This window comes from Nostoc sp. (assembly GCF_036919495.1).
In the GTDB taxonomy this organism is placed as follows: domain Bacteria; phylum Cyanobacteriota; class Cyanobacteriia; order Cyanobacteriales; family Nostocaceae; genus Nostoc.
Genome location: NZ_JBALBZ010000074.1, coordinates 1 through 12837 on the forward strand (window position 1 = coordinate 1; position 12837 = coordinate 12837).

Below are 12837 nucleotides of genomic sequence, written 5' to 3' on the forward strand. Positions count from 1 at the left end.
TGAAGCTTTGCAGGGTCGAAATAAATCCCTGCTTCCACGTCCCGAATAAACGCATCGTCAGCAAAGGAATCCCAAAGACCCGTGACAACATCATAAAATTCTCTAGCCCGCCGATAACGTTCATCATGCTCTACCTCTTCTTCTAAACCAAAGTTGAGCGCTGCGTCTGGATTGGCTGTGGTGACGATATTCCAGCCAGCGCGACCGCCACTGATATGATCGAGAGACGCAAAGCGGCGAGCGATGTGGTAAGGCTGGTCATAAGTCGTGGAAGCGGTGGCTACCAGCCCAATGTGTTCGGTGACGCTGGCAAGGGCAGAAAGTAGGGTAAAAGGCTCGAAAGAAGTGACAGTATGGCTGCGTTTGAGCGCGTTGACTGGCATATTCAGTACCGTTAAGTGATCGGCCATGAAGAATGCGTCAAATTTGCCTTGTTCTAGTTTTTGAATAAATTGTTTCAGCGCCGGGAAGTTGAAATTAGCATCAGGCAAAGCCCCAGGATAGCGCCAAGCGCCAGTATGTATGCTGATCGGGCGCATGAATGCACCCAGTTTCAATTGCTTCGAACTGCTCATCTGGAATAGGTTATTAGTGAATACAAGTCTTTAAATATGGGAAAGACAGCCGATGTAACAGGCGATCGCTTTTGCAACTCAAGAGTCGCTAGTCACGATCGCGATCGCAAAGCCGTCGTAACCTTTACTACCGACGGTTTGGATCTCTGTAGCACTCACACGCGGTTCTGCTGCCAGTAGCTCGTTAAAGCGGCGTATCCCCTGCACACTACTATCATTACTAGCAGCATCGACCACCGCCCCATTACGGACAACATTATCAGCAATAATCAAGCTACCACGACGGGAAAGCTTCAGCGCCCAAGCCAAGTAATCGGGATTGTTTGGCTTGTCAGCATCAATAAAGATTAGGTCAAATGGATCGTGTCCTTCGGTGGCGATCTGTGGCAATATATCCAGCGCCCGTCCGAGGCGTATATCTACGAGGTTGGACAGACCAGCATGTGCAATGTTAGTACGGGCGATTTCAGCGTGCTTTGGGTTAGCCTCCAGCGAGATCAAGCGACCGTCAGCAGGTAGCGATCGCGCTAGCCAAATCGTGCTGTAACCGCCCAGTGTACCAATCTCTAGGATGGTGTGCGCCTTCTGGATTTGCGCTAATAGCAACAGCAGTTTGCCCTGATTGGGTGACACATTGTGCGGTGGTAGCCCTGCATCGGCAGCAGTTTGCAGTGCTGTATCCAGGGCGAGGTCGGGCTGAACAAACAAGTCGGTGATATAGCGATCGACCGCAGCCCAATTTTCTTGGGTCATATAGTAATTCTTTTTTGTAAATTTCCTTCGCGTTCTGCTTTGGAGTATGTCGAACGTATCTACATACTTCAGCCTCGATCTTTAGTCTTTTAACAAGGCTGAGGTATGTCCCCACTGTCCAGTAAAGACGAATTCTTTCAACGGCTTGCGGACACGGGGAGCCTGTTCGCGATCGCGTAGTCCATCAGGGAGGCTTTGGGGATCGCCAGGATAACCAACTGTCACCACAGTTGCAGGCTCATAGTCTTCTGGAATTTGGTATATTTCTCTCGCGGTATCTCCATTAAATCCCGCTATTTGATGGGCAAATAAACCTAGAGAAGTTGCCTGAAGGATCAGGTTTTCTAAAGCCAGTCCGACATCATGAAATGCGTGTCTGTTTGTTTTCCCTTCGTCAGTAAGGATTTTAGCGACTGCAAGTATCAGTACTGGAGCATTTTTCGCCCATCCTTGATTAAACTCAACCAAGGTACTAAGTAAACGATTGTATTCTGTTGAGTCATCTTTGGTGGCAACAATAAAGCTCCAAGGCTGATGATTGTAAGAAGAAGGTGCCCAACGAGCCGCTTCTAGCAATGAGAGTAGTTTATCCTGCTCAACTGAGCGATCGGCAAAAGCTCTAGGACTCCAACGACTCTGGATCAAGTCATGAACAGGGTATTGTGTTTGGGCAAGTTTCTGCGTCATTTTAATGAATTTCCTTATCAATACTCAGTAAGTTGTCAATTGAAGATAACTAGGATTAAGAAACGGAAACTTTTAGCCTTTTTTTAAAAAACTTAGCAAAGCTAACAATCTAGGCTTTAATTGATTTTTAGATGCAAATAGTGAGCCAGCATGAGCAATCCAGCATTGCAGGAGAGAAACAACTTTGTTGATTAATTGTATAATACGGTAAATTTATCGATTTATAGTACTATATTTTCAGTGGCGATCGCTTCCTTTGATATTAGGACTTACGCACGAGTTACGGAATAACGAACCACAGAGGCACAGAGAACACAGAGAAATCAGAGTTTGAGAGATATTTTGCGTAAGTCCTAGATATATTGCTTACATTTCTCCATGCCCATTGACTATTTAGTGTGAAGGATTAACCCGTGGTCAAACTAATTTTACCAATAGAACTTACTGCCGAGATTGAGCCACACTTACCATCTGATACAAAATTTGTGCGGGTAGATAGTGATGGTAATTTTGATGGTGATGCTAGTGATGCGGAAATTTATCTCAATGGGTTCAAATTAAAGCCGACTACTCTACATAAGGTGCTGGCGGTTGCTCCGGGAATACGTTGGCAACAGACTCCTAGTGCTGGTGTCAATCACATTTTGACACCGATTTTTCTCGAACACGATATTACTCTGACTAATGGCGCGGGGGTTCATGCAATTCCGATTTCGGAATTTGTCTTAAGTTTGATCCTCTATCACGCCAAACAGTTACGGCAATTGCAAGCTGCTCACGACCAACGTACTTGGCGCAAAAGTTGGTTAGTGCTGCCAGAGTTGGCAAATTCAACTGTATTAATTCTTGGTACTGGAAACATAGGCCAAGCGATCGCAGCTCGTATTAAACCATTTGGGGCAAGAGTTTGGGGCGGTCGTCGTCGTCCTGAACCTCTACCAAATTTTGATAAAATCGTCGGCACAGATGAATGGCACGCATTGTTGCCAGAAGTTGACTATATAATTGTTGCTACACCTTTGACACCAGAAACCAAAGCTTTAATTGATGAAGCTGTACTGCGATCGCTACCCAGTCATGCTTATTTAATTAATGTCGGTCGCGGTGCAGTTGTAGATGAATCAGCATTAACTAAGGCTCTCACTGAAGGCTGGATTGCAGGTGCAGGATTAGACACAGTTTCTATTGAACCACTACCGCCAGAAAGTCCTCTATGGTCGTTGCCTAACCTCTTTATTACACCCCATACTTCCGCAATTTCCCCAGCATTAAAAGGACGCATTGCAAACTTGTTCCTTGATAACTTAGAGCGTTACCGAGGCAATAAGCCTTTACGAAATGTAGTCAATAAGGAAGCAGGCTACTAAATAAATTTATACAGCGATGATATGAATACAAAAACTTTTCAAGCCTCGGCAGCACAGAGTGTAATTACCACTGATGTCTTAGTTCTGGGTGGCGGCCCGGCTGGCACTTGGGCAGCACTTTCAGCAGCAAAGCAAGGTGTCCGTGTCGTCCTAGCGGATAAGGGGTATTGCGGTACATCAGGGGCAACAGCTCCATCCAATACTGGCGCATGGTATCTTCCCAAAGGCGCAGAACGTGATGCAGAAATTGAGCGTCGGCTGTCTCGCTCATCAGGACTTGCCGATCGCCGTTGGTTGCAGCGTGTGATTGAGCAGGCACAAATAGGTTTAGATGATTTAGGGGATAACGGCTATCCTTTTCCTTTTGATGAGCAGGGCAATCCCTACCGTGCTAACTTGCGCGGGCCAGATTATATGCGCTTCATGCGCCAAAGAGCGGGAGCAGCTGGTGTAAGCATTCTTGACCATCATCCCGCACTCGAACTACTTTGGGCCGATGGTGCGATCGCAGGTGCAGCAGGTATTCATCCGCGCACTGGGAATCGTTGGGAAGTCAGGGCAGGTGCGGTTGTGCTGGCAACTGGCGGATGCGCTTTTCTGTCTCATGCACTAGGTTGCGATGGTAATACTGGTGATGGTTATCTCATGGCAGCAGAGGCAGGAGTCAGGTTATCTGGAATGGAATTTTCCTCGCAATATGGCTTGTCACCGGCTCATACTTCCGTCACCAAGGGATTGATCTTTACCTTCGCCAGTTTTTATTTGGAAGATGGCTCTCCCTTACCGGAAACTCGGGAAGACCGAGCTGTACGTATTGCACGCCAGTTACTTGCGGGTGAAAAAGTGTATGCCCTGATGAATCGCGGCAACCCTATCGAACATGAATGGTTGCGCCAGGGTCAACCTAACTGCTTTTTACCATTTGAGAGAATTGGTTTAGATCCATTCCAGCAACCCTTCCCAGTGACACTACGCTCCGAAGGAACTGTTCGCGGCGTAGGTGGACTGGAAATCATCAACAATGATTGCGCGACAAAAGTGCCCGGACTTTATGCCGCAGGTGATGCAGCCTCGCGGGAAAATCTTACAGGGGCAGTTTCAGGAGGGGGAAGCCCGAATGCATCCTGGGCGATCGCTAGTGGGACTTGGAGTGGCCGCGCAGCAGCACTTTTTGCTACCTCTTTAGGCGACAAAGCCGGGACACGCTTGGTTCGTGGTTTAGGTCAAGCAGGTTTGCGTCCCCGTAAACAGCCGCTAGAGGATGAGCTAATATCGGAAGCAATTAGTGCTGTTCAGGCTGAAACCTTGCCCCTTGATGTTAATTTCTTTCGTTCTGGAGCGAGGATAGCGCTGTCACGTCAACGTTTGGATGCAGTATGGGCAGATATTAGCGATTATCTAGTAGGTGAGGGTCGCAATGCTCTACGCGCACGGGAAGCTGCGGCGATGGCGGCCACAGCTCGCTGGATTTGGGGGAGTGCGGATGCACGTAAAGAAAGTAGAGGAATGCACCGACGCACGGATTTTACAAAAACTGACGTGCAACAAACAAGAAGAATATTTACTAGTGGTATCGATGATGTTGTGGTTGTCGCCGCAGAAAATCAGTTGCAAGAGGTAGCGTAATGATTGAAATTGTTGATAGCGATCGCTGTATCGGCTGTGATATCTGCGTAAAAGTTTGTCCGCGCGATGTCTTTGATTCTGGAGACGATGGAATAGCTGTAATTGCTCGTAAATCAGATTGTCAGACTTGTTTTTTGTGCGAGTTGTATTGCCCTGTTGACGCGCTTTATGTGTCGCCTTATGCCGAACTGGATGATGAGGTTGATACAGAACAGTTAATTACCCAAAACTTGCTGGGTAGTTACACCCGTAACATGGGTTGGCATCATGGCAAAATGGGAGGGACTGACAAAGATCCAACTCAACAACTTAGAATTTTGAACAGGGTAAGGCAGGATAATGCAAGATTGATTGACACTCCCCTGGCTGAATAAATTTCGCTTGTCTTACGACACGCTATGCGAACGCTCATTTATTCGTAAAGCCAGGGGATTCTAAGAAGTTGTTCCGAACTCGGTATGAGCCTTCGTTCTCCACTTCTCCAATTTAAGAAGGTTAATCCTTCTTGGGGCGATCAAGTTCTGCTGGTGGCATCCCGATAAATTTCAATACATCTCCTTGTGGCTCTTTCCACTGGATCTCTGGTAGCCACTCATCCGGGTTGGTATATAGCAAATCTAAATTAGCCGCAATCTTCGCTGACTCCCAATCCCACCAAGATAGTTCTAGCAACCGTTCTACCGTTTCAGGTTTAAACCGATACCGAATTATCTTAGCTGGATTACCCACCACAATTGCATAGGCAGGAACATCGGAAGCAATAACAGCCTGTGCGCCCACAACTGCACCGTTGCCAATTTTCACCCCTGATAAAATCGTTGCCCCATACCCAATCCAAACATCATGACCAATAATCGTTGCCCCCTTAGAAGCCGCATCGGTGTAACGTTCTTCTGGCACAGCTTCTGCGGATAACCACTTGAAAGGAAATGTCGTTACTCTTGTCATAATGTGGTTTCCTCCGGCAAAAATGATGATATCTTTAGCCAGAGAACAAAACTTTCCGATCTCAATCCGGTCGTCAGGGGTAAATATTGCTAAACTGATGTGCTGATCGAAGTAGGTATAATCTCCAACGTTGATACGCGGATCTTGAATGTGAGCATTTAGCCAAATCGGAGGAGGCGCGTATTCCAGCATAGTCATAAAAGGTAAAATCAAGGCTTTTAACCCGCTTAGGCGGGTTAAGCCTGTGTAGCCGTGACTTCCAGCCGCCTGGTGCAAGATTACTCTATGGGCGATTTCCAGATGGGTGCTGATGCCCTAGTATAGGATGGGGTGTGTAAGGTTCTTCTAAAAATTTGCGCTCTTCATCAGAAAGCTCTAAATCCACTGCCTCCACAGCCTCTTTAAGATGTTCTATCTTACTAGCGCCAATTATCGGAGATGTCACACCTGGTTGATGCAATAGCCAAGCTAAGGCAATTTGTGTGGGTTTCACACCCCGTTTTCCGGCTAATTCAACTACGCGATCAACTACTTTAAAATCTGAATCTTGATAGTAGAGATTGTGAGCAAATTCGTCAGTTTTTGCCCGCAGTGTTTGGCCATGGTCTGACTTGCTACGATTCCCTGCTAAAAAGCCCCGCGCCAATGGACTCCAAGGAATAATACCAATCCCTTGATCTAGGGCTAACGGTATCACTTCTCGTTCTTCTTCCCGATAAACTAGGTTGTAGTGATTTTGAATTGATACAAAACGAGTCCAGCCGTGAATGTCTGCTGTATAAAGAGCTTTAGCAAACTGCCATGCGTAAACACTAGAAATTCCTAAGTAACGGACTTTACCTGCTTTGACAATATCATGCAGTGCTTCTAGGGTTTCTTCAATTGGTGTTTCATAGTCCCAACGGTGAATTTGGTACAAGTCTACATAATCAGTTTGTAGCCGCCGCAAAGAAGCATCAATGCTGTCAAAAATATGTTTGCGAGATAGCCCTCGATCATTTGGGCCATCGCCGACTTTACCATGTACTTTGGTAGCAATAACAACTTGATCTCGTTTAGCAAAGTCTTTCAGCGCTCGTCCGACAATTTCTTCACTAGCACCCAAGGAATAGACATCGGCGGTATCAAAGAAATTAATCCCCAATTCCAAAGCCAGTTTGATAAATGGACGACTTTCTTCTTCTTCTAATACCCATTCGCGCAATTTACGCGAACCATAAGTCATGGTGCCGAGGGTGACACGCGATACTTTGAGTCCAGTTTTGCCAAGATTTACATATTTGATCATACTGTTTGCTCTCTTTTGTTGGGATACTTAATAATGTTGTGACGTTTTTACAGCCAGTTGAGACATCTCCAGAAATTAAATATGCCTTGTCTAGAAACCTTGTAGAGACGTAGCACTGCTACGTCTCTACATCTTTTTTGGAGATGTCTAATGAAGTTAGGCGATCGCAGCTTCAGCAACAGCCGCAGTTTTGCTAAACTGATTTACTGGACGAGGTAAACCAAGATTTTCCCGGAGGGTTCGTGCTTCATACTCTGTACGGAACAGACCGCGACGTTGCAATTCAGGAATTACCAAGTCTACAAACTCATCTAATCCTCCGGGCAACCAAGGTGGCATGATATTAAAGCCATCTGCCCCGCCATTGACAAACCAATCTTCTAACTGATCGGCAATTTGTTCAGGTGTGCCTAGAATCTGGCGATGCCCACGCGCTCCAGCAATCCATAAATACAGTTGTCGAATCGTTAAATTCTCTCTCTTAGCCAGGTCAGTCAAAAGTTGCTGACGGCTTTTACCGCCGTTAGTTTCTGGTAAATCCGGCAACGGCCCATCCAACGGATAGGCGGATAGGTCAAATCCACCGATCATTGAACCAAGCAAATTTAAGCCGACCACCGGATCGATCAACTCTTGAATCTGATCGAATCTATCCTTAGCTTCTTGTTCAGTTTTGCCGATGACTGGAAATATACCAGGCATGATCTTGAGATGGTCAGGTGAGCGCCCATATTGAGCCAGTCTCCCCTTCACATCTTGATAAAATGCCTGAGCTTCTGCCAAAGTCTGCTGGGCAGTGAAAATTACCTCCGCTGTTTGTGCAGCCAGATCCTTACCATCCTCAGAAGACCCAGCTTGAATGATCACCGGATAACCCTGGATGGGACGCGCCACATTTAACGGGCCGCGGACTGAAAAATGTTCGCCTTTATGGTTGGGAACGTGCAGTTTATTTGGATCGAAGTAAATACCCGACTCCTTATCATGTAAGAAGGCATCGTCCTCCCAACTATCCCAAAGTTTCGTCACAACATCGACAAACTCTTTGGCACGCTCATAACGTAGGGTATGCTCCATGTGCTTTTCCCGATTGAAGTTAAGCGCTTCAGCTTCAGTAGCGGAAGTCACGAGATTCCAACCGGCACGACCGCCGCTGAGATAATCTAGTGATGCAAACTTGCGGGCGAGGTGATAAGGCTCGTTGTAGGTGGTGGATACTGTTGCTGTCAAACCAATGTTTTCCGTTACTACAGACAGAGCCGACAACAGGGTGAGAGGTTCAAAGTGGACGAGTTTACCGTTACGGCTTAAAAGGTCGGCGCTTTGATTGCGGTCGCGCACAGCCACGCCGTCTGCAAAAAAGATCATGTCAAATTTGCCGCGTTCCGCCGTTTGTGCCAGCCTTTTATAATGCTGAAAGTTCAAACCAGCGTCAACTTCCGCTTCGGGGTGTCGCCATGATGCTACGTGATGGCCAGTGCTGGGCAAAAATGCACCTAATCTAAGTTGAGGTTTTTTTATAGTCATGCTTTTTTCTGTTTGGTAAGAAGTGTTTTTAAACGCAGAGGCACGCAAAGTAAGTGCAGAGGAACGCAGAGTTTTGCCGAATTTATGCAATGTTGTACTAAGGTGTTATGAGTTATACACGCTAGTTTTTTTAATTTTGAATTGCTTACACTGGCTGGGGTTTGAGTAAATCTGTTTTGGTAACAAATTCACTAAATGTACTTGCAACTTGCTGTGGTAATGCGATGCCTGCGTCGAGCGTAGCCAACGCTGGTGTTTGCATCGGTAAGCGAGGAAACAGTAATTCTGCGACTCGATAAGCTTCTTCGAGATGAGGATACCCTGAGAAAACGAAGGTATCAATTCCTAAATCGGCATATTCCAGCATTCGCGCTGCAACTGTGTCTGGATCTCCAACTAAGGCAGTCCCAGCACCTCCACGCACTAAGCCAACACCTGCCCATAAGTTGGGGCTAATTTCTAAGTTTTTGCGATTACCTTTATGCAGTTGGGCCATACGGCGTTGTCCTTCTGATTCAGATTGAGCAAACCGCTGATGTGCAGTTGCTATGGTTTCATCATCCACATACTGAATCAGTTCGTTAGCTGCATCCCAAGCTTGCTGCGTAGTTTCGCGGACTATAACGTGCATCCGAATTCCAAAACGTACCATTCTACCTTGTTCGGCTGCTAATTGGCGTACCTTGGCAATCTTTTGGGCAACTTGCTCTGGTGGTTCACCCCAAGTTAAATACACATCAATGTGTTTGGCAGCAACTTGGAGCGCCGCATCTGAAGAACCACCAAAATATAAGGTGGGATAAGGCTTTTGTATGGGAGGAAATTGGAGTTTTGCGCCTTGAACTTGCAAGTGGCGACCACTATAGGTTACTTCTTCACCTTGCATGAGCGATCGCCAAATTGTCAAAAACTCATCTGTGAGTTCATAACGCTGATCGTGATCTAAGAAAATCCCATCTTTTGCAAGTTCTTTTGTGTCGCCGCCAGTGACAACATTCAGAATAATTCGACCGTTAGAAATCTGATCAAAAGTAGCAGCCATTCTCACTGCCAAAGAAGGCGACATAATTGCCGGACGAAAGGCTACAAGAAACCGCAAGCGTTCTGTAACTGAAATTAAGGAAGTCGCGACAATCCAAGTATCTTGTTTTTGTCCAGTACCAATCAACATCCCACCATAGCCCAATTTATCAACAGCTTGAGCGATTTGCTGCATGTAGGGATAAGTGGCTGCTCGTCTCCCAATTGTAGTACCTAAATAACGCTCATCTCCCTGTGTCGGCAAATACCAAAAAACTTCCATGTTCCTATCTCCTGTCTCTATTTCTGACTGATGGTTTCTGGTGTGATGGCTGCATATTGTTCGCTAGTCAGCATCGCTTCCTTAATACTGATGGGTTTAGGAATCACTTTTTCTTTGGCAAACAAATCTGCAATCTTCTGTTGATTTTCCATGATTTCTGGGGTAATTGGCCTTAACCCATAAGTTCGCCTTTCAACCATTGTTTTTAAAATGTCTTCATCAATTTTGAGGTGAGGAATAGTCAGTTTTACAACTTCTGCTCGGTTTTTTTCACTCCATTGGCCTGTGTTATCTATCTCCTCAAGAACTAATCGCACTAATTTCGGATTTTCTGTGGCAAACTTTCGCGCAGCCATATAATATCCGCCCTGAGTAGAAATGCCACTAGCATCTCGCAAAACACGAGCATTGGCTTTCTTTTGTGCTACAGCTAAATAAGGGTCCCAAGTTACCCAGGCATCAATTTTTCCTTGAATAAAAGCATCACGGGCTTCTGAAGGAGGGAGGCTAATGGCTTGAATATCACTATATTTCAAACCACCCTCTTCTAAAGCTTTTATTAATAAGTAATGTGAAGCAGAACCCTTTTGAAAAACTACTTTTTTGCCTTTGAGGTCGGCTAAAGTCCGAATTGGTGAATTATTTTGGACGATAATTCCGCTTCCTTTACCAGTACTAGGTTTATTACTAGCAACATAGACTAAAGATGTACCAGCCGCTTGGGCAAATATTGGGGGAGTTTCGCCGACAGAACCAATATCAACCCTACCAACATTCATCGCTTCCATCAATTGTGGGCCAGCGGCAAATTGCGCCCATTCCACAGAAACACCTAAAGGCTTTAGACGTTTTTCGATCAATCCTTTAAGTCTGAAAATATCCCCAGAACTTTGATATCCCATTCGCACAACTTTGGTTTTCAACTCAGTGGTTTGATTTTCTGAGTTTGGGGTTTGTACTGAGCAACTGATTAAGGTTGTTGAGATTGTTAATAATCCAGGTAATAGGAATAGTGAAAAACGTTGGAAAATCTGAACTCGTGGTTGTTTTAAGGCGGTAATCATGGATGTGATACTTTGTTGTTATTTGGTTTTGACTATTTGGTTAATACTTGCCGATTTTCAATCCTATAGGCGCACATGTGTGCGCCTCTAGCGTTGTATTGCTTTTACAGCTACTTTCAGGTAAATGACCATAGGGGCACAGCAATGCTCTGCTCTGATGACAGATGTGGTTCAAATACATGAAAACTGCTGTAACTCAAAGATTTAGACTTTTTGAAGCTGAAGGTTTTTTTGGAACAATTCTTGAACGTTTTTCCAAGCATCGGCAGCAGCTTCGGCATTGTAGCTGGCGCGATGGTTGCAGAAAAAGCCATGTCCTGCTCCCGAATAGCGGAAGATTGCATGAGTAATCTGATTTTTCTTCAGTTCAGCCTCAATTTGTTCTGTATGTTCTAAGGGGATTCCCTGATCATCAAGACCAAAGAAGGCGTAGATGGGGCCTTTAATCTCTGAAGTGCGGGTGATGGTTGGTTCTCCACCGCCGGGAGTTGAGTTAGGAATACCGCCACCATAGAAAGAAGCTGTAACTTTAATGTCTGGTAAAGTGGCAGCTAGGTAAACAACGTGACCACCAAAGCAGAAACCAATGGAGCCGATCGCATCTCCTTGCACATTTGGTAAGGTTTTTAAGTAAGCGATCGCAGCTTTAATATCACTCAGTATTTCATCGGCTGTTGTTTGCTCCTTATAACCTCTCCCTTGCTGCACATCTTCAGGGGTGTATCCACCCTCAAAACCGGGGGCGGTGCGTTGAAATAACGTCGGTGCGATCGCTACATACCCGTCTTTAGCAAATTTCTCAGCAACTTCCCGAATGTGAATGTTAACCCCAAAAATTTCCTGAATCACGATCACAGCTGGGAAGGTTCCCTTTTGGACTGGTTCAGCTAAGTAAGCATCAATTTGCAAATCTCCGTTAGGGACTTTAACTTGAGCGGTGCGAATTTCTGTGTTTGTCATCTTAGAATTAGCCTGTAATTGCTTTCAGGACGCAATGTTTTATGGTAATTTTTGTACGATACTACTTAAAATATATCGATTTAACGTAGTTTAAGAGTAGTATTTCACAAACAATGCGTAAAGGCAAGTCATTTGATTTAGATGTAGATGGATATAAGACCGTGCCAAGAATCCGATGCTGAATTAGTCAGTGCGCTATGGGATGAGGTGTAGGCTGTTGACTTTGTGGGTTTTTAAGTGATATTATTCACACAATAATGATGTCGCCTTTTCTAAAGGGAGTAAACCGTGAAAAAGCCAAACAAGAAGGTAAACGTCTTGTAGTCGAAAACTTATTACAAGTTCGTTTTGGTTCATTAGATAAAGAACTTCAAGCAATTATTGAACCAGTATTAGCATTACTCCCTGAAGAATTTACTCCATTGCTCATGCAATTGTCACGGGAGGAATTGATTGCTAAATTTGGCAGACACTGAATAATTTTTCCGGTTAGACCTAAAACTAAAGTTTTGATACATCTTTGGGCAAGCTTGAACTGCCTTCTCTTGTAAATTGGTTTATAGCGATCGCCACCGTCAATCTAACCAGGACTACAGCTAAAGCTCGTAGTTCAAATAGTGTATACTTTTCAAATTTCAAGAAAATTTCGGTTCTTCCGCTACTTTTATGGCGAGAATCAAAATTAATTAGATTTTAACAACTACAATTTAATATAAAAAATGGTTAAAATTTAGATATT

Annotated in this window: 12 protein-coding genes and 1 pseudogene; 4 read left to right on the forward strand and 9 right to left on the reverse strand. The window is 45.0% G+C overall.

The genetic code is table 11. The annotated features are described in order from the left end of the window. From V7K25_RS10130 to V7K25_RS10140, 3 genes are all read right to left on the reverse strand, one after another. Positions 1–539: LLM class flavin-dependent oxidoreductase (locus V7K25_RS10130; protein ID WP_335157474.1), on the reverse strand; the 539-nt coding region annotated here is incomplete at its 3' end. A 114-nt stretch (positions 540–653) separates the two neighbouring features. Next, positions 654–1328: an O-methyltransferase gene (locus V7K25_RS10135; RefSeq protein ID WP_335157476.1), complete on the reverse strand. Its 675-nt coding sequence runs from the start codon at positions 1326–1328 to the stop codon at positions 654–656. An 81-nt stretch (positions 1329–1409) separates the two neighbouring features. Next, a complete protein-coding gene (locus V7K25_RS10140; protein WP_335157478.1) occupies positions 1410–2015 on the reverse strand; it encodes a nitroreductase family protein in 606 nt (201 codons plus the stop codon). A 413-nt stretch (positions 2016–2428) separates the two neighbouring features. Here V7K25_RS10140 and V7K25_RS10145 point away from each other — a divergent pair, with 413 nt between their 5' ends. Genes V7K25_RS10145 through V7K25_RS10155 form a run of 3 tightly spaced genes read left to right on the forward strand, consistent with a single transcriptional unit; the run spans position 2429 to position 5382 of the window. Beyond that, a complete protein-coding gene (locus tag V7K25_RS10145; RefSeq protein WP_335058092.1) occupies positions 2429–3382 on the forward strand; it encodes a D-2-hydroxyacid dehydrogenase in 954 nt (317 codons plus the stop codon). Positions 3383–3403: 21 nt separating this feature from the next. Then, on the forward strand, positions 3404–5008 hold the full coding sequence (locus V7K25_RS10150) for an FAD-binding protein (RefSeq protein ID WP_335157480.1): 1605 nt from the start codon (positions 3404–3406) through the stop codon (positions 5006–5008). Further along, entirely contained in the window at positions 5008–5382 is a 375-nt protein-coding gene (locus V7K25_RS10155) for a 4Fe-4S dicluster domain-containing protein (RefSeq protein ID WP_335157482.1), read from the forward strand. Before V7K25_RS10150 ends, V7K25_RS10155 begins: the two co-directional genes overlap by 1 nt. Positions 5383–5503: 121 nt before the next feature. Here the strand turns inward: V7K25_RS10155 and V7K25_RS10160 are convergent, their stop codons facing one another. The 6 genes from V7K25_RS10160 to V7K25_RS10185 all read right to left on the reverse strand — a co-directional run bounded on the left by V7K25_RS10160 (position 5504) and on the right by V7K25_RS10185 (position 12098). Continuing rightward, positions 5504–6232 (reverse strand): CatB-related O-acetyltransferase, encoded by a 729-nt coding sequence (locus V7K25_RS10160; RefSeq protein ID WP_335157484.1) that lies wholly within the window; start codon positions 6230–6232, stop codon positions 5504–5506. Between the two features lie 7 nt (positions 6233–6239). Next, on the reverse strand, positions 6240–7244 hold the full coding sequence (locus tag V7K25_RS10165; RefSeq protein ID WP_267255907.1) for an aldo/keto reductase: 1005 nt from the start codon (positions 7242–7244) through the stop codon (positions 6240–6242). Positions 7245–7400: 156 nt separating this feature from the next. Then, entirely contained in the window at positions 7401–8771 is a 1371-nt protein-coding gene (locus V7K25_RS10170) for an LLM class flavin-dependent oxidoreductase (RefSeq protein WP_335157486.1), read from the reverse strand. A gap of 145 nt (positions 8772–8916) precedes the next feature. Next, positions 8917–10074, reverse strand: coding sequence for an FMNH2-dependent alkanesulfonate monooxygenase (ssuD, locus tag V7K25_RS10175; RefSeq protein WP_335157488.1), 1158 nt, complete (start codon positions 10072–10074; stop codon positions 8917–8919). A gap of 17 nt (positions 10075–10091) precedes the next feature. Next, positions 10092–11138, reverse strand: a complete 1047-nt coding sequence (locus V7K25_RS10180) for a sulfonate ABC transporter substrate-binding protein (protein WP_335157490.1) — start codon at positions 11136–11138, stop codon at positions 10092–10094. Positions 11139–11342: 204 nt separating this feature from the next. After that, entirely contained in the window at positions 11343–12098 is a 756-nt protein-coding gene (locus V7K25_RS10185) for a dienelactone hydrolase family protein (RefSeq protein WP_181927432.1), read from the reverse strand. A gap of 287 nt (positions 12099–12385) precedes the next feature. On the opposite strand from V7K25_RS10185, the pseudogene V7K25_RS10190 reads away from it, so the two are divergent. Further along, positions 12386–12574 (forward strand): annotated as a pseudogene (locus V7K25_RS10190) (hypothetical protein); the annotation flags it as partial. Between the last annotated feature and the right edge of the window lie 263 nt (positions 12575–12837).